Source organism: Planktosalinus lacus, assembly GCF_014640155.1.
GTDB classification, from domain to species: domain Bacteria; phylum Bacteroidota; class Bacteroidia; order Flavobacteriales; family Flavobacteriaceae; genus Planktosalinus; species Planktosalinus lacus.
This window is the reverse complement of the sequence record NZ_BMGK01000011.1, coordinates 36,072-53,555: the sequence shown is the minus strand read 5'-3', so window position 1 is coordinate 53,555 and position 17,484 is coordinate 36,072. Positions and strand designations below refer to the sequence as shown.

Annotated in this window: 15 protein-coding genes and 1 tRNA gene; 14 read left to right on the top strand and 2 right to left on the bottom strand. The window is 39.4% G+C overall.

Annotation, left to right across the window (positions count from 1 at the left end; translation table 11 throughout):
• The first annotated feature begins 14 nt into the window (after positions 1 to 14).
• A complete protein-coding gene (locus IEV69_RS12235) occupies positions 15 to 1,643 on the top strand; it encodes a M1 family metallopeptidase (protein ID WP_188442870.1) in 1,629 nt (542 codons plus the stop codon).
• Positions 1,644 to 1,747: 104 nt separating this feature from the next.
• On the opposite strand, the gene IEV69_RS12230 is transcribed toward IEV69_RS12235, so the two are convergent.
• Entirely contained in the window at positions 1,748 to 2,389 is a 642-nt protein-coding gene (locus tag IEV69_RS12230) for a fasciclin domain-containing protein (protein WP_188442868.1), read from the bottom strand.
• Between the two features lie 313 nt (positions 2,390 to 2,702).
• Here IEV69_RS12230 and IEV69_RS12225 point away from each other — a divergent pair, with 313 nt between their 5' ends.
• Positions 2,703 to 5,981, top strand: a complete 3,279-nt coding sequence (locus IEV69_RS12225; RefSeq protein WP_188442866.1) for an amidohydrolase family protein — start codon at positions 2,703 to 2,705, stop codon at positions 5,979 to 5,981.
• 361 nt (positions 5,982 to 6,342) lie between these two features.
• Here IEV69_RS12225 and folP read toward each other — a convergent pair whose 3' ends face one another.
• The gene (gene folP, locus IEV69_RS12220; protein WP_188442865.1) at positions 6,343 to 7,161 is read right to left on the bottom strand and encodes a dihydropteroate synthase; all 819 of its coding nucleotides are present in this window, start codon (positions 7,159 to 7,161) and stop codon (positions 6,343 to 6,345) included.
• Positions 7,162 to 7,292: 131 nt separating this feature from the next.
• Here folP and IEV69_RS12215 point away from each other — a divergent pair, with 131 nt between their 5' ends.
• The 12 genes from IEV69_RS12215 (at position 7,293) to IEV69_RS12160 (ending at position 17,431) form a co-directional block, all read left to right on the top strand.
• Positions 7,293 to 7,838 carry a DUF1599 domain-containing protein gene (locus IEV69_RS12215; RefSeq protein ID WP_188442863.1) on the top strand — a complete coding sequence of 182 codons (546 nt, stop codon included), beginning with the start codon at positions 7,293 to 7,295 and terminating at the stop codon, positions 7,836 to 7,838.
• Between the two features lie 104 nt (positions 7,839 to 7,942).
• Positions 7,943 to 9,037 (top strand): BT_3928 family protein, encoded by a 1,095-nt coding sequence (locus IEV69_RS12210; protein ID WP_188442861.1) that lies wholly within the window; start codon positions 7,943 to 7,945, stop codon positions 9,035 to 9,037.
• Position 9,038: 1 nt separating this feature from the next.
• Positions 9,039 to 10,112 (top strand): ABC transporter permease, encoded by a 1,074-nt coding sequence (locus tag IEV69_RS12205; protein ID WP_188442859.1) that lies wholly within the window; start codon positions 9,039 to 9,041, stop codon positions 10,110 to 10,112.
• 383 nt (positions 10,113 to 10,495) lie between these two features.
• Positions 10,496 to 11,251: a triose-phosphate isomerase gene (gene tpiA, locus IEV69_RS12200; RefSeq protein WP_188442857.1), complete on the top strand. Its 756-nt coding sequence runs from the start codon at positions 10,496 to 10,498 to the stop codon at positions 11,249 to 11,251.
• The gene (prmA, locus tag IEV69_RS12195) at positions 11,251 to 12,090 is read left to right on the top strand and encodes a 50S ribosomal protein L11 methyltransferase (RefSeq protein WP_188442855.1); all 840 of its coding nucleotides are present in this window, start codon (positions 11,251 to 11,253) and stop codon (positions 12,088 to 12,090) included. The genes tpiA and prmA overlap by 1 nt, the downstream gene beginning before the upstream one ends.
• 19 nt (positions 12,091 to 12,109) lie before the next feature.
• Entirely contained in the window at positions 12,110 to 12,385 is a 276-nt protein-coding gene (locus IEV69_RS12190) for an ATP-dependent Clp protease adaptor ClpS (protein ID WP_188442853.1), read from the top strand.
• 87 nt (positions 12,386 to 12,472) lie between these two features.
• Positions 12,473 to 12,546: transfer RNA gene (locus tag IEV69_RS12185), tRNA-Arg, on the top strand.
• A 260-nt stretch (positions 12,547 to 12,806) separates the two neighbouring features.
• Positions 12,807 to 14,513 carry an AIPR family protein gene (locus IEV69_RS12180; protein ID WP_188442851.1) on the top strand — a complete coding sequence of 569 codons (1,707 nt, stop codon included), beginning with the start codon at positions 12,807 to 12,809 and terminating at the stop codon, positions 14,511 to 14,513.
• A gap of 61 nt (positions 14,514 to 14,574) precedes the next feature.
• Positions 14,575 to 15,633 carry a hypothetical protein gene (locus IEV69_RS12175; RefSeq protein ID WP_188442849.1) on the top strand — a complete coding sequence of 353 codons (1,059 nt, stop codon included), beginning with the start codon at positions 14,575 to 14,577 and terminating at the stop codon, positions 15,631 to 15,633.
• A gap of 124 nt (positions 15,634 to 15,757) precedes the next feature.
• Positions 15,758 to 16,042 carry a hypothetical protein gene (locus IEV69_RS12170; RefSeq protein ID WP_188442848.1) on the top strand — a complete coding sequence of 95 codons (285 nt, stop codon included), beginning with the start codon at positions 15,758 to 15,760 and terminating at the stop codon, positions 16,040 to 16,042.
• Complete coding sequence (locus tag IEV69_RS12165; RefSeq protein WP_188442846.1) at positions 16,039 to 16,581, top strand: hypothetical protein; 543 nt, start codon at positions 16,039 to 16,041, stop codon at positions 16,579 to 16,581. Before IEV69_RS12170 ends, IEV69_RS12165 begins: the two co-directional genes overlap by 4 nt.
• Before the next feature lie 70 nt (positions 16,582 to 16,651).
• Positions 16,652 to 17,431: a PDDEXK family nuclease gene (locus IEV69_RS12160; RefSeq protein ID WP_188442845.1), complete on the top strand. Its 780-nt coding sequence runs from the start codon at positions 16,652 to 16,654 to the stop codon at positions 17,429 to 17,431.
• Positions 17,432 to 17,484 lie beyond the last annotated feature (53 nt).

The following is a 17,484-nucleotide window of genomic DNA, read 5'->3' as shown; positions in this document are numbered from 1 at the left end:
GAAACACTTCAATAATGCATAAACTACTTTCCCTACTTTTTTTCCTTGTATGTTGCGGGACTATGGTCTTTTCACAGGCTTTCACCAAACAAGACACTTTACGCGGAAGCATCACTCCTGAGCGGGCGTGGTGGGACCTGACCTTCTACCACCTCAACATTGAAGTAAAGCCTGACGAAAAATGGCTGGGCGGAAGCAACACCATCAGGTATACAGTACTGGAACCACATCAGGTGTTGCAGGTGGATTTACAGACGCCGTTGAGCATTGAAAAAATCACTCAGGATGGAAAGGAACTGAACGTGACCACCGAAGGCAATGCCCATTTCGTTACGCTACAAAAAAACCAAAAGAAAGGAGCTACCGAAGAAGTAGTAGTGCATTACAGCGGCCATCCCGTCGAAGCTAAAAACGCTCCCTGGGACGGAGGGATCTCCTGGAAAAAGGACGAACAGGGCAATCACTTTGTGGCTTCCTCCAATCAGGGAATTGGGGCCAGTGTGTGGTGGCCCAACAAAGACCATATGTATGACGAGGTAGACAGTATGGCCATCAGCGTGCGGGTACCTGAATCCCTCATCAATGTTTCCAACGGAAGACTAAAAAATGTGGAAGAACACAAGGATAACACCAAAACCTGGCATTGGTATGTTACCAACCCCATCAACAATTATGGCGTCAACATCAACATTGCCGGCTATGTGCATTTTGGTGAAACCTATGACGGCGAAGCCGGTGCCCTCGATATGGATTACTGGGTGTTGAGTTACAATCTGGACAAAGCCAAAGAACACTTTAAAGACGCACCACGCACTATAGAAGCCTTAGAACACTGGTTTGGCCCCTACCCTTTCTATGAAGACAGCTTTAAGCTGGTGGAAGTTCCTTATTTGGGTATGGAACATCAAAGTTCGGTGACCTATGGAAACAACTACTTTAAAGGCTATTTGGGCAATGACCTTTCAGGAACCGGCTGGGGCATGAAGTTTGACTTTATCATTGTGCACGAAACCGGGCACGAGTGGTTTGCCAACAACATCACTTACAAAGACATCGCAGATATGTGGATCCATGAAGGCTTCACTGCCTATTCTGAAAGCCTGTTTGTTGAATATTTCTACGGAAAAGAAGCCGGCGCAGAATATGTAGTGGGCACTTCAAACCTCATACAAAATGACCGGCCCATCATTGGGGTGTATGACGTCAATAAACGTGGTTCCGGCGATATGTACTACAAAGGTGCCAATATATTGCATACCCTAAGGCAACTCATTGAAGATGATGAAAAGTGGCGGGGCATACTGCGGGGGCTCAACCGTGATTTTAGGCACCAAACGGTCACCACCTCTCAAATTGAAAACTACATCAGTGAAAAAACGGGCTATGACCTGACTGAGTTTTTCAATCAGTATTTACGGGATGATCGCATTCCTGTGGTGGAGTTTAAAATCAATGAAAACGAGCTCTCCTTTCGCTACAGCGAAATTATTGATGGTTTTGATATGCCGGTGAGGGTCTACATCAATGACGAGTTGCAATGGATCTACCCGAAGGCCGAATGGACAGTTAAAACTTTTGAAAACCCTGTAAACAGTTTAGTTTTAGACCCTAACTTTTTAGTGGATGGGTTACTGGTAAAATAGGAATTAAATTCTATCAAACTAAAACCATCCTCAAAGCCACAACGTTTAAATAAAAAATGGGACTCTATGAGTCCCATTGATGTAAGCAATTAGTTGTATTTTTTCTATTCTTCTACCTCTACAGTTTTGGTTTCTGCTACTGTACTAATGGTGTGAATGACACCATTGGTAGCTTCAATATCACTTTTAATGATATTGATGGTGTTATTATTGGCGTCTTTTAAAGAGATTTTTCCGTTTGCAAGCGAAAAATTGAGTTTTTCTCCTTGTAAAGTTGCGATACTCATTGTATTGTTGTTTTGACCTAACATTGTTTTGAGTTCATCAGTAGTTAATGTACCCGGAATGATGTGATACTTTAAAAGTGATTGCAGGTCTTCCCTGTTTCTGGGTTTTAAAACCTCTTTTAGCTTCTCCTCTGAATATTGATTTAACGCCATGTTATTAGGCGCAAAAAGTGTAAAAGGCCCTTCCTCTAACAAGGTGTCGACCAGTTCTGCAGACACGACCAATGAGGAAAGTTCAGAAAAGTTTTTGTCAAACATAAGAACAGCCATAATGGTATTGACCTCGCTCTTCGCTTTTTCTCTTATTGCCTCCCTTTCTTTAAGTCTTTGTTGTCTCTGTTCAATTTGTTGTTCTTTTGACAGCGTTATTTCTTTTTTAGATTCGCTCTTAGGTTCATCTTTACAGGACATTGCTGAGATCACAAGAACTGCCAACAAAAGTAAAATCTTATTATTCATAAAGTTTCTTTTCAAGTTAATTAAACACGGGACGAAATTAGCTTTTTTATAGGGTAATACAAAACATAAAAATACAATTTTATAAAACGCAAATATCATTTGGAATCACTCTACGATTTTAAACTAAATTAATTGGAAGCTGTTTCAATAGGAATCGGATGGGTATTTCAAACTTTAAATATATTTTTTGTTTATATTTGGAAATTGCATTTTGAAATGCAACTTTATATAAACACCCTGTTTTACAGTAGTTTATAATTGTAATATGCCTTAAAAGACACTTTCATTCATTCATTTATTTTTAGCTTATACTATGCATCGATTTATCTACCTTTCATTCATTGCCATTGCTATTCCTTTTGTATTAAACGCCCAGGAAGAAGACACATGGGATGTGGCCAATCCCGGTCATGATTTCAAGTACAACACACACAAGTTCACAACCGATGAGGGCACCTGGATGAACCTGGACGTCTCTCCAGACGGCAAAACCATTGTGTTTGATATGCTGGGAGACCTCTATAGCGTTCCGGTAACAGGAGGTCAAGCCAACGCATTGCGCACCGGTATTCCTTTTGAAATACAACCGCGTTTCAGTCCTGACGGCACTCACATTTCTTTTACCAGCGATGCCGGAGGAGGTGATAACATCTGGGTAATGAAAGTTGACGGCAGTGATGCCAGGCAAATCACAAAAGAAGACTTTAGGTTATTGAACAATGCCGTATGGATGCCCAACGGAAACTATCTGGTAGGCAGAAAACACTTTACTTCAGGCCGTTCAATGGGTGCCGGCGAACTCTGGCAATACCACATCACGGGAGGAAGCGGTACTCAACTCACTAAACGCAGTAACGATCAGAAAGACGTCAATGAGCCCACCATTTCACCTGACGGGAACTATATGTATTACTGTGAAGACGTGACCCCGGGAAGTACCTTTCAATACAACAAAGACCCCAACAGCCAGATTTATGCCGTAAAACGCTACGATTTTAAAACCGGCGAGACTGAGCAAATCACCGGTGGCCCCGGCAGTGCAGCCCGTCCGCAAGTATCAAGAGATGGCAAGCTTTTGGCTTTCATTAAACGGGTACGCACCAAAACCGTGCTGTATATTCACGACTTAAAAACCGGCGAGGAATGGCCGGTCTATGACGACCTCAACAAAGACCAGATGACCGCCTGGGCATTGTTTGGCACCTATCCCAACTTCAGCTGGATGCCCAATAACCAGGACATCATTATCTGGGCCAAAGGAAAACTACAGAAAGTAAATATCAACACTGCTACCGCTTCTACCATTCCCTTTACTGCAGATGTGGCCATTGACATCGCCGATCGTGTGCACTTTGAAACCCCTATAGACAACAACGATTTTACAATAAAGGTGATTCGTGATGCCGTGACTTCGCCCGACGGAAAAACACTCGTTTTTCGTGCGTTGGGTTACTTATGGACCAAATCACTACCCAATGGCACCCCCAAACGCCTCACCAACGCCACCGATTTTGAAGCGGAGCCTGCCTTTTCGCCCAATGGAAACGAACTCATATACGTTAGCTGGAACGATACTGAGAAAGGGGCAATCAGAAAAATTTCGGTAAAGGGCGGTGGTTCCACCAAGCTTACCAATGAAAAAGGAATCTACCGAACGCCCTCCTATTCTCCTGACGGACAAACCATCGTGTTCAAAAAAGAAGACGGTAACAACGACCAGGGAAGAGCGTTTACCAAGAATCCGGGGATATACACCATGCCTGCCAACGGAGGCACCGAAACCTTTTTAACCAAAGACGGAGACTATCCCACGTTTACCAAAGACGGTAAACGCATCTTCTTTCAAACCGGAGGGGTGTTTTTTGGAAGTCTTACCAAAGAATTAAAAAGTGTGGACCTCCACGGACAGGACGAGCGCACACACATCAAATCAAAATATGCCAACCGCCTGGTGCCAAGTCCCGATAATAACTGGATTGCTTTTACGCATCTTCACAAGGGCTATATTGCCCCGTTGAATATGGTGGGTCAGGAAGTTGATTTGGACAACAAAACTACAGCCGTACCGGTTTCAATGATTGCCAAAGATGCCGGTATCAACCTGCATTGGTCTAAAGACAGCAAGCAAGTGCTATGGACCTTGGGTGAAACCTATTTTAAAAACGACCTCAAAAACCGTTTTACGTTTTTACCCGGTTCGCCCGAAAAGGTAGACGATCCCTCAGACGAGGGAATTGCCATTGGCCTGAACGCCAAAGTGGACAAACCTTCCGGAAGAATTGCTTTTACCAATGCCCGAATCATCACCATGGAGGGCAACGAAGTGATTGAAAACGGAACGATTGTCATCAATCAAAATAAAATTGAAGCCCTCGGTAAAAGCGGTGAAGTAACGATTCCCGCCAATGCAAAAGTGATGGACGCCGGCGGTAAAACCATTATGCCCGGAATGGTAGATGCCCACGCCCATGTGGGTGGATTCAGATATGGTCTTACCGTGCAGCAAAACTGGCAGTTTTATGCCAATCTTGCGTATGGCGTAACCACAGCACATGATCCTTCGGCCAATACAGAAACCATTTTCACTTTAAGTGAAATGATTAAAGCCGGAAACCTGGTGGGACCCCGTCTCTACTCTACCGGTTACATCCTTTATGGGGCCGATGGCGATTTTAAAGCGGTCATCAACAGTCTGGACGATGCCCGTTCCAACATACAACGCACCAAGGCCTTTGGGGCTCTATCAGTAAAAAGTTATAACCAACCCAGACGCGATCAGCGACAGCAGGTTTTACAGGCTTCCCGTGAAGAAGGCATCAACGTAGTGCCTGAGGGCGGTTCGACCTTTTTCCATAATATGACGATGGTTATTGACGGCCATACCGGGGTGGAACACAACATTCCCGTTGCCCCGGTTTACAAAGATGTGCTCGAACTTTGGGGCGCCAGTGAAGTGGGGTATACGCCCACCCTTCTGGTCAACTACGGCGGATTGAATGCAGAATATTACTGGTATCAGAAAAACAATGTCTGGGAAAATGAGAAGCTATTGCAGTTCACACCGCGCGCCATCGTTGACGCTCGCTCGCGCCACAGAATGATGATTCCCGATGAAGAATATGAAAACAGTCATATCCTCACTTCAAAAACAGCCACTGCACTTTCAGAGCAAGGGGTGAAAGTGAATATGGGCGCACACGGACAGTTACAAGGACTCGGAGCACACTGGGAGCTGTGGAGCATTCAGCAAGGTGGGATGAGCAATCTGGAGGCTTTAAAAACAGCTACCATCCATCCGGCACACTACATCGGTGCAGGACAAGACATCGGTTCACTGAAGGTTGGCAAAATGGCCGACTTATTGGTATTGGAAAAGAACCCCTTAGAAGACATTCAAAACACCAACAGCTTAATCTATACCATGGTCAACGGCAGGTTGTATGACAGCAACACCATGAATGAAGTGGGCAACCATCCCAAGGAACGCAAACAGTTTTACTGGGAACACAACAAATACAACGCCGCCTTCCCCTGGCACGAGCACAGCAACGGTTTTATGGAACAACAGTGTTGCGGAGTAGGGCATAATTAGTTGGCTCACATCGCTATCCCTCATGATAACCGCTGACAGAAACTAAAGTTTTGCATTTTAGTGCTTGGATTTTGGAGTTTTGAATTTTGAATTTTGAATTTTGAATTTGCCTCGCCAACCGCTTCGTCGCCTGAAGCTTTGAAGCGCAAGGCGGAAAGTTTACTGTAGGTTGGGTACTTGGAATTTGGAGTTTTGAATTTTGAATTTTGAATTTTGAATTTTGAATTTGGATTTTGGTACTTGGTGCTTGGAATTTGGAATTTGGAATTTTGAATTTTGAATTTTGAATTTGGTACTTGGTACTTGGAATTTGGAATTTGGGTTTTGGAATTTGGAATTTGGTACTTGGTACTTGGTACTTTTATAACTTACTCACTAATTCCACACACTCCACCGCTTCCTTCACATCGTGAACCCGTAAGATATGTGCCCCTTTCAAAAGCGCAATACTGTTTAGTGCCGTAGTGCCGTTGAGCGCTTCCTGAGGTTTAACACCGAGTGTTTTGTAGATCATTGATTTTCTGGAAAGCCCTATCAGTACTGGGATTTCAAGATTTTTAAACAGTTCCAATTGGTTGAGTAATTCAAAATTCTGTTCACGGGTTTTGGCAAAACCAAATCCGGGGTCGGCAATGATATCATTGATACCCAGCGCACGAGCTGCGGCCATTCGTTCGGCAAAATAGCGCAACACTTCAAGTGTGACATGTTCATACTGAGTGAGTGATTGCATGGTTTTTGGTGTGCCGCGCATATGCATCATTACGTAAGGCACTTGTAGCTCCGCCACAGTTGGTAACATTGCTTCATCAAGCATTCCGGCAGCAATGTCGTTGATCATGGCTGCCCCGCTTTCAATGGCTTTTTTTGCTACTTCACTCCTGAAGGTATCGATAGAAATCAAGGCTTCGGGGAAGTTTTTAAGAACGATTTCAATTGCTGGAATCACCCGGCTGATTTCTTCGGTTGTTGAAATATCTTTGGCATCGGGACGGGAGCTGTAGCCTCCTATATCAAGAAAGGTCGCCCCTTCATTGAGCATTTTTTCGGCTTGACCGAGAATATCTTTTTCATTTTGCAACACCCCGCCGTCATAAAATGAGTCAGGTGTCACGTTGAGAATTCCCATTACTTTGGGTGTGGAAAGATCGATGAGGGTTCCTTTGCAGTTGATCGTCATAAGAGTTTTTCGCGTAAGTGAACAAGTAAATATTCATCAAATTTAATGCTTTCTCCTCTTTTTTTTAGAACTTCCCGCCTGAAAGTGTATTTTTGTAATTGAACCTAATTACAGCCGATTGAATTAAAAGTATGTCAAAAACTGAAGCTCAATATGATGAAGTCATTGCCACGTGCAGGGCTTTATTTATTAATAAGATGAAGGATTACGGACCTGCGTGGCGCATTTTAAGATTGCCTTCCCTCACCGATCAAATATTTATCAAGGCACAACGCATTCGCAGTTTGCAACAAAATAGGGAACGCAAAGTGGAGGAAGATGAACACAGCGAATTTATTGGAATTATCAATTACTGTGTGATGGCGCTTATTCAGTTGGAAAAAGGTGTGGTCGAGCAACCCGATTTAAAGCCCGAAGAAGCCACCGCTTTATATGACGAAAAAATCACCGAAACCAAAAACCTGATGCTCAACAAAAACCACGACTATGGCGAGGCATGGAGGGATATGCGCGTGAGTTCGTTAACCGATTTGATTATCCAAAAGTTACTGCGGGTAAAACAAATTGAAGACAATCAAGGCAAGACATTGGTGAGTGAAGGGATTGATGCCAATTATCAGGATATGATTAATTATTCGGTCTTTGCCCTCATTCACATAAATGAAAATAAAAATTAAACCAAAGCACGCAATGAAAGCGCAAAGACCGCAAAGAAAAAGGAAAAACCCTTAGCGCACTTTGCGAAAACTTAGCGCCCTTTGCGTGAAAAAAAAAGATTTTAATGAAAGCACTCGTACTCATTTCCCGTATCCTCGTTGGAGGCTTGTTTATTTTTTCCGGACTTATCAAGTTGAACGACCCGATGGGTTTTGCATTCAAGTTGGAAGACTATTTTGCTCCAGATGTATTGAACCTGGAGTTTCTGGTGCCCTATGCTTTGACGCTGGCAGTGCTTATTGTGATTTTTGAAGTGCTGGTGGGGGTTATGGTAATTATTGGTTTTGCGCGCAAGTTTACGGTTTGGAGTTTGCTGCTCATGATTATCTTTTTTACGTTCCTGACTTTCTACTCAGCTTATTTTAATAAGGTAACCGATTGCGGTTGTTTTGGTGATGCCATTCCCCTAACCCCATGGGAGTCGTTTATAAAAGATATCATCCTGCTGGTGTTTATTGTCATCCTTTTTGTGGGTCAAAAATACATTAGCCCGCTTTTCGCGAAAGCGTCTTTAAAATATATCATTTTGGCAACCCTCTTGTTTTGTGTCATTATCGTGTATCAGGTATTGAACCACTTGCCCTATATTGATTTCAGGGCGTATAAAGTGGACAGCAACATACAGGAGTCGATGACCATCCCGCCGGATGCCCCAAAAGCAATCTATGAATACCGCTGGAAATTTGATCTTAATGGCACAGATAAAATTGTTACTACCAACGGTTCTTATCCTTCGGTTGACGGCGAATTTATCGATGTGGAAACCGAGCTCGTCCAGGAAGGTTACCTGCCACCCATCCTTGACTTCACTATAGAAACCGACGAGGAAGAGGTAACCGATAAGATTTTGAGCATTGAAAACCTCATTATGGTGGTGGTTTACAATGTAGAACGTTCAAACGAAGACGGATTTGAAAACATAAAAAAAATAACTGACGAAGCACGTGATAAAGGGTATACTGTTGTGGGGCTTTCAGCGTCCATTGGTGAAACAATTGACCGTTTAAAAGCGGAACACAATTTAAACTTTGACTTTTACTTCTGTGACCAGACTGTTTTAAAAACCATTGTGAGAAGCAACCCCGGAATTCTGGAGCTAAACAGTGGAACCATAAAACAAAAATTACATTGGAAGGATGCGCTCGATTTAAAGCTTTAAGGTGGGTAAATATATATTAAATAAAATGGGGTATGCCTTCCTCACATTATGGGGTGTGATAACAGTTATATTCTTTTTGTTTACCATTCTTCCCGGCGACCCCGCAAGGATGATGCTGGGGCAGAATGAAAGTCCGGAGCAAATTGAAATCATCAAGAAAAAGTATGGTTTTGACAAACCCATCAGCATACAGTACCTCTATTATTTAAACGACCTTTCCCCTCTTTCCTTTCACAGCAACAATCCGGCGGATTACACTTATTTGAGTGCTGGAAAATACAATGCCACAAAGCTCTTTGATGTGGCAAACACAACCTGTGTGTTGAAGTTACCTTACTTCCGGGAGTCTTTTCAAAAAAGTGGTAAAGATGTATCTGCAGTGATTGGCGAAACCTTACCCAATACGATTGTGCTGGCAGTTTCGGCGATTGCTATTGCGCTGCTGATTGGTATTTTTTTCGGCATTGTTTCCGCATTGGTTAAAGACAGCTGGATGGACAAAACCATTCAAATTTTCAGTACCCTGGGGATGAGTGTGCCTTCCTTTTTCAGTGCCATTTTATTTGCCTGGTTTTTTGGGTATGTGCTGCATCAATATACAAACCTCAATATGACCGGTAGTTTGTATGAAGTGGACGATTTTGGTGAAGGAACATACATTCAGTGGAAAAATCTGATCCTTCCTGCTGTTGTTTTAGGCATTCGCCCATTGGCTGTAGTGATTCAGCTAATGCGGAACTCCATGCTGGAAGTATTTAATCAGGACTACATCCGCACGGCACGGGCCAAGGGACTGAGCACCTATCAGGTCATCAGAAAACACGCTTTAAAAAACTCGTTAAACCCGGTGGTAACAGCCATTTCAGGCTGGTTTGCTTCGATGCTGGCAGGGGCGGTATTTGTGGAGTATATCTTTGGTTGGAACGGACTGGGAAAAGAAATCGTTGATTCGCTAAATACACTCGATTTACCCATTATTATGGGAGCTGTTATTGTTATTGCTGCCATGTTCATCTTAATCAATATTTTTGTGGATATTATTTACGGGATTTTAGACCCTAAAATCAGGAGTTAGTTAAATAAGATTCAAGCACCAAGTACCAAGCACCAAATTTCAAATTCCAAATTCCAAGCTCCAAATTCTAAGCTCCAAATTCCAAATAACAAGCACCAAATTCCAAATAACAAGCACCAAATTCCAAATAACAAGCACCAAATTCCAAATAACAAGCACCAAGTTCCAAATCTGTCTCTTGAATATTCGTTTGCAAGAAAAACATGAAGGCATTAAGCAAAATATTCTTAACTACTTAATGGTTAAAATCCTTTTGATTCACTTTTTGTAACAATAAGCAAAGGCATTCATACCTCAACAATGCTAAAATTTAAGTAAATTTGCTACCTCTTACCATTTGACATTTATTTTTATAAACCATCTATCAATAAATTAAAAAAACGATGAGTCAACGAAAAAAAATAATCGCAGCAAACTGGAAAATGTATAAAGATCTTGCGGAGTCCAATGACTTTTTTACGTTTTTCATTGAAAACTTACAAGACACAAAGGCTGAAATCCTGATTGCCCCTTCGTTTACAAACCTCTGGCATGCTTTTGATGCTACACGTGAATATCCCATTGAAATTGTAGCACAAAACATGCATGAGTCTGAGGAGGGTGCCTTTACCGGGGAAGTATCAGCCAAGATGCTGAAGAGCATCGGGATAGAACGCGTGATCCTAGGGCATAGTGAACGCAGGGAATACTTTGCTGAAACCGATAGGATTCTTTCCGAAAAAGTGCGGACCGCACTGGCCAACGAGATAAAGATTATTTTTTGCATAGGCGAAAAACTGGAAGACAGAAAGGATGGGGATCATTTTAAACTTGTGGAAAGCCAGTTACGCAACGGCCTGTTTCACCTAAATGCAAAACAGTGGGAGTCTGTGGTTATTGCCTATGAACCTGTCTGGGCCATTGGCACCGGTGAAACCGCCAGCCCTGAACAAGCACAGGAAATGCACCAATTCATCAGAAAAACCATCGCCGACAAATACAGTAATGAGGTTTCTGATAATGTTTCCATATTGTATGGTGGCAGTGTCAAACCGGCCAATGCAAAAGACCTGTTCGCACAACCAGATATAGACGGTGCATTGGTGGGAGGCGCTTCGCTGGAAGTGGAATCCTTTATCGACATCATAAGCGCCCTGTAATGGAAGATATCTATCTGGAATTTGAGTTTAATGTGAGTCCGTCAGAACCCTGGACTGATATCCTCATCGCTGAACTCGGGGAAGCCGGTTTTGAAAGTTTTGCCGAAACCGAAACAGGCGTGACCGCATACATTCAAAAAAGGGCTTGGAAAGAAGACTTGTTAGAAGCTGTGGATGTCCTCAAATCAGACCTGGTGACCATCAGCTATACGCAGCAGGAAATCAAACAGGTAAACTGGAACGAAGAATGGGAAAAAAACTTTGAACCTATTTTGGTAGACGGCATTTGTTCGGTACGGGCTCCCTTTCACGAAAAGCCCGACGTGACCTTTGATATTGTCATCGAACCCAAGATGTCTTTTGGCACCGGTCATCATGAGACCACGCATATGATGATTCAGCATTTATTGAAAAATGAATGGGCCGGCAAGAAGGTACTGGATATGGGTTGCGGCACGGCCGTCCTGGCTATTTTAGCCGAAATGAAAGGCGCCCAACCCATTGACGCCATTGATATTGACAACTGGTGTTATTTAAATTCGATAGAAAATGCAGCACGCAACAACTGCAAGCACATTAGTGTGTATGAAGGAGACGCTTCGCTGTTGGAGAGAAAAAGCTATGACACCATCATAGCCAACATCAACCGGAACATCCTGCTCAACGATATGGCAACCTATGCTGCGTGTCTGGAAGCGGGCGGCGAACTCTACCTCAGTGGTTTTTACACTGAAGACCTCGAAAGCATTGAAAAAGAATGTAATAAACACAAGCTTCTGCACGTTGAACATATCATACGCAACAACTGGGTAGCCGCTAAATTTTTCAAGAACGATTAATTTTCATTAATTTTGTAAGGTGAGCACAAAAGAAAAAATACAAGAAGAAATTGAAGTTCTTACTGAGGAGCAGAAGAACAATGAGATTGTTTTATTCAATGATGAGGTCAATACGTTTGACCATGTGATTGAAACCCTGGTCTATGCCTGTGAGCATACCCCCATTCAAGCAGAGCAGTGTGCGTGGATTGTGCATTACAAAGGCAAGTGTACTGTTAAGACCGGATCTTATGAAGAACTGGAGCCCCGTTGCAGCCTCTTGCTGGATGCCGGTTTGAGTGCTGAAATTGTATAAAATCTCTTTGCTCAAAGTAAAATAAAAGGTATATTTGCATCCGCTTTCAAAACAAGCTTGTTCTTTCAGAGGACACGCCCTCAAAAAGGCCTCGTGGCGCAACTGAATAGCGCATCTGATTACGGCTCAGAAGGTTACAGGTTTGAATCCTGTCGAGGTCACATTTAACATCCGCATATAACTGATTATGAGTTATTTGCGGATTTTTTTATGCTTTTGTACCGCCCATTGTGCCGCCCGATTTTAAATATTTTTATTATCCATCAATTGAATAATAGTAAAGAAATAGCTTTGTCTACATAAAGTTTTAACAAATTATGTTAATTTTGAGATGTGCCAGTTTTTTCAAACCTTCGCATTTAACTCTATTCTGTGAAGGTCTGTCATAGAACATAAAAAAACGTTAGTCAGGATATAAAAGATGAGTACAATACACGTACAACACATAAAGTCTCATTTAGAGAAAGAGTTCGAAGACAAGATAGATCTTAGTGATGTAAAAGCTGATTCAAAAGAAATTGAAAATTTTTTTCTTACACGCTCATTAGCTGCGTATTCTTTAATCTATCATGCTCAGGCCTCACTTTCTATTGCTTGCGATTCAATAACTGACGGAAGTAGTGACAATGGCCTTGATGCAGTATACTATGATGGCACAGCAAAGACTTTGCACTTAGTACAGTCAAAATGGATCCATAAAGGAACTGGTGAGCCTGATAATGGTGAAGTAAAAAAGTTCATTAGCGGTGTAAGAGATTTATTTAACTTTAAATTTGAGCGGTTTAATGATAAAGTTAGACGTAAAGAGGTTGTTATCAGAAATGCAATTTGTGACCCAAAAACCAAATATCAAATCATTTTAACATATACAGGCATTAACGACCTTGCTGAACCCTCGAGAAGGGATTTTGAAGATCTCCTTGTTGAGTTTAATGACGCTTCAGAAATTGTCTATTTCTCAGTTTTTAATCAATCTCGTATTCATTCATCCTTATTGAAGAGTGTTGATTCAGGAGAGCCAATTGACTTAACAATACAGCTTAAATCTTGGGGGAAAATCACAGAACCTACTACAGGATATTATGGTCAAGTAAATGGGGTAGAAATTTTTGATTGGTGGGATAAATATCGAAACCGATTATTTCAAAAAAATATTCGTGGAGTATTGGGAGATACCAACGTCAATTTAGAAATAGCTAATTCATTAGAAAAACAACCAGAAGTGTTTTGGTTTCTTAATAACGGTATAACTCTTATTTGTAATACTGCCGCAAAAAATATGGTCGGAGGAGCTTCCACAGAAATTGGTCAATTTACGTGCTCGAATATTAGTATTGTAAATGGTGCTCAAACTGTTAGCACAATCGGACGGTTTGGTGAAGAAGACTCATCGAAATTGGAAAGTGTTTTTGTTCCTGTGAGAATCATAACACTTGATAAAGCAGAAAGTGATTTTGGACAAAAGATTACCAAGGCTAATAATACTCAAAATCGCGTTGAAAATAGGGACTTCGTAACCTTTGATCCAGAACAATCAAGGATCAGAGACGAGCTTTTAATTGATGGAATAGATTACCGAATTAGTAGAGGTGTGTTTGAGAAAGAGGACCAAGTATCTTTTGACCTAATTGAAAGCACAACAGCAACATCTTGTGCTTCTGGTGACGTTTCAATAGTTGTTCAGCTTAAAAGAGAGATTGGAAAGTTATGGGATAACCTTGAAAAAGCACCTTACAAAAAAATATTCAACCAACAGACTACCGGTCGATATGTTTATAATTGTGTACGGACTCAAAGAATTATTGATCAAGCAATAAAAGAGATAGAAAATACTCTTGAACAGGGACGTGATCAAGGTATCATAATACATGGAAATCGAATAATATCATTATTAATTTTTGAAGGTCTTAACACTAAAAAATATCAAACTGGAAAGTTTAATTTCGATAAACCAGAACTGCTTATTTCAATGGGTGAAAAAGTAAAAGAATTTTTCGAATTACTTAAAATCGAAATTGATAGAAATTACTCGAATGCTATAATACCAACACTGTTTAAAAATGGAACAAAATGTCAAAAAATCTATGAAAATGTAAGAAAAGAGGCTAACAAAAATAACGCCCATTAAAAAAAATTAGTATGCGCAATTTTTTCAAAAATATGTTTTTTTTCCAATAAACTCAACCACTATGAAATTTATTAAGAATATTATTTTTTCTAAAACACCTCTTAATGGATTATATAGATATAAAGATAAATTTCAAATCTATCCAATTAACATTGACGCAGCACCATCTTCTCCTTTAACTGAGCATTTTCCATTGATAATAGAATTTTGTTATGATCAAAGTGAAGTGAAAAAAGTTAAAAAGTTTATAGAAATGGAAGGGTATTTCCCTATTTCGGAAATGACAGCACAAACAAATAAATTAATACAGATTACAAATTTACTTTCTACCATAAGCAACTTCCGGTTTTTCTTTTATCGAAGACCTGAAATGAAATGGGCAATACATTTACCTGAGAAAGAAATTAGCAAAATGACGGAGGAAATGAGGGCTGAATATAATAAAACTTCAAGCAAGTGGTCAATGCTTATATACGCATATCCTAATATTGGTAAAGACTTGGAAATTAATGAATTTTCAAATCCAAATGTTTCAAAAGTAAATCAAACTCAACATTCCCATTATTACTATTATGACCCCTTAGAAAGTAAGAAAAAATCTATAGTTTTTCCTCAAACTATTGATGACATACTTGACAAATACTATTCTCTTAACGAAGAGGAAATGAAAATAACTAATTCAGGAATGCACCAGTTCTGCAATGGTTTGGATATATTTTCGAATATGAAAAGTTTATCATTTTTTTCATTTGTTTCAAGTATTGAAACGTTGGTAAACTTAGAATTTAAAAATGAAAAAATTGATTTTGAATGTAATGATTGTAAAACAATAAAATCATCAGAAAGAACTTGTCAAAAGTGTGGACGACCAATTTGGGGAATAGCTGCAAAATTTAGGGAGTTTTTGTTTAAATATGTTTCTGATCATTTTGAAGCTAAAAAATTATATAATAAAATCTATACAGTTAGGTCAAAAATTACACATACTGAATATTTGATAAGCGGTGACAACTTTCTTGAATGGGACTTTACAGATAAGACAGAAGAGGTTGATATGCTTCATCTGAAAGCTATGCAATTAGGCAGAAGAAGTTTTGCTAATTGGTTATTAAAAAAATAAATAATGTAAGTATGTAACGTAGGTTTTACAAAATTTGTGGGGGCCGAAAGTAGTAGGTTCATTAGCCCACAACTTAAAAACCAAGACATTTACAATCAGTTTAAAAAACAATAAAAATGGAAAAATGAAGCACTACCAAGAAATCGTTGACGAAATATTCGGAAGTTATTATAAACACAGGACATTAAGAACACTATTTGATCCAAACTCAAATGAATGGAACCATACAACAATCGAGGAAAAACTCGAAATTTTAAAAAAGATATTAGATAGTAATAAAATCACTTTAAAAGAACTTATTTTAGGGTATAAAAACTTTTACACATTTGAACTTGCAAATAAAGAGCATGTATTAAGTTCATTAGAAGACTCTCTAATTATAATACTTCAAAATACTTTAAATAAATGAAAACAATTTTTGAAGTAACGCCAACAGAAAAAGATTTAGACATTTCGACGTATAAATACCAACTTGAATTAACTAAAAAACTTGACGATTTAAATTCTGACTTTAACCAAAACACCTTAAACGAAATTATTTTATGGAAAGTAAACCGCTATGCAATATTCAGAAAAAAAACTATTGACCTTTTGAATAAAGTAAATCCGGAGGATGACGTTATCAATCATACATTGACAAAAGATATATTATTGAACCTATTAGATAAAAATCAAAAAGGTGTGAGGCTTGCTATGGCATCAACAATCTTACGGTTTAAAAATCCAAAGGTGTACCAAATTTTAGACCAAAGAGTGTATCGATTTATCAACGGAAAAGAACTAAAGTATTCACTAAACGACATCAACTCACAAATCGAAATATATCTGGAATATCTCGCTAAACTAAGAGAGGTATGTGAGAAACATCATATAAAATTTGAAGAAGCAGATAGGATACTGTACAAAATGGATAAAGAATATAACAGCGATTTAAAATTACAATACTAAAAAGAAAATAGAACAGTTAAAATCCGCACAAAGTCAAGAAACTTTATGGAACATTTATGGAGGAACTCAAATGGATGAAAATTTTAAGAAAAAAATTTTAGATGACATTAATATTTCTGGTTTTCAGACTGAATTAGAGGTAGCATCAATATTAAAAAAGAATGGATGGAAAGTAGAACCAAACACAAATTATGTTGATTATGACTCAAACAAGAGTAGAGAAATTGACATAATAGCATATAAAAACCCAAGCGGAGGTTCAATTTATTTAGAACTCCATTTAGTGGTTGAGGTTAAAAAATCAAACAAACCTTGGATTGTTTTTACATCTGAGTTTAAGCAAACATTTTATCATAGATATGCTTCTGGTTTATTGAAAAAATTTGCAAACAAGAAGAAAGGGTTTAAAAGCAATATACTTACGAGAAAAAGCCCAAATAGCTCATTTGAAAGAATTGGAACTTCGTATAAAGAGGCATTTAAAAAGCCTAATGAGCCTTCTAAAATCTATGAAGCTCTACTTTCTGCATGTAAAGCATCACTCTTCAGGTTTACTGAAGAAGCTCCTCCAAAAGAACTTGAAAGGGACCCCTTTGATCCAAATCATCCAGTAGAAATATACATTTATCATCCTATAATAGTTTTGGAAGGTATTTTAATTGAGGCTTATTTAAATGAAGAAGGAGAAATAGAGATAAGTGAAAGTGATTTTATTCCTGTTCAACTAAAGTATCAAACTCAAAAAGCTGAAGAGAATGAGTTCTATTGTGATGTCATATCAAAACAAGGTTTAAATAAATATTGCAAAAAACTTGACGAGTGGATAAGAAATATAATTAATGAAAAATAAATATCACATAAAAGCACTACTTAACAATGTCTAACAGACAAACCATGCTGTCT

Bases quoted from the DNA above. Each gene is read 5' to 3' on its own strand.
- tpiA (WP_188442857.1), top strand. From the start codon at position 10,496: ATGAGTCAACGAAAAAAAATAATCGCAGCAAACTGGAAAATGTATAAA.
- IEV69_RS12235 (WP_188442870.1), top strand. From the start codon at position 15: ATGCATAAACTACTTTCCCTACTTTTTTTCCTTGTATGTTGCGGGACT.
- IEV69_RS12230 (WP_188442868.1), bottom strand. From the start codon at position 2,389: ATGAATAATAAGATTTTACTTTTGTTGGCAGTTCTTGTGATCTCAGCA.
- IEV69_RS12180 (WP_188442851.1), top strand. From the start codon at position 12,807: ATGAGTACAATACACGTACAACACATAAAGTCTCATTTAGAGAAAGAG.
- IEV69_RS12165 (WP_188442846.1), top strand. From the start codon at position 16,039: ATGAAAACAATTTTTGAAGTAACGCCAACAGAAAAAGATTTAGACATT.
- IEV69_RS12175 (WP_188442849.1), top strand. From the start codon at position 14,575: ATGAAATTTATTAAGAATATTATTTTTTCTAAAACACCTCTTAATGGA.
- IEV69_RS12215 (WP_188442863.1), top strand. From the start codon at position 7,293: ATGTCAAAAACTGAAGCTCAATATGATGAAGTCATTGCCACGTGCAGG.
- prmA (WP_188442855.1), top strand. From the start codon at position 11,251: ATGGAAGATATCTATCTGGAATTTGAGTTTAATGTGAGTCCGTCAGAA.
- IEV69_RS12160 (WP_188442845.1), top strand. From the start codon at position 16,652: ATGGATGAAAATTTTAAGAAAAAAATTTTAGATGACATTAATATTTCT.
- IEV69_RS12210 (WP_188442861.1), top strand. From the start codon at position 7,943: ATGAAAGCACTCGTACTCATTTCCCGTATCCTCGTTGGAGGCTTGTTT.
- folP (WP_188442865.1), bottom strand. From the start codon at position 7,161: ATGACGATCAACTGCAAAGGAACCCTCATCGATCTTTCCACACCCAAA.
- IEV69_RS12170 (WP_188442848.1), top strand. From the start codon at position 15,758: ATGAAGCACTACCAAGAAATCGTTGACGAAATATTCGGAAGTTATTAT.
- IEV69_RS12225 (WP_188442866.1), top strand. From the start codon at position 2,703: ATGCATCGATTTATCTACCTTTCATTCATTGCCATTGCTATTCCTTTT.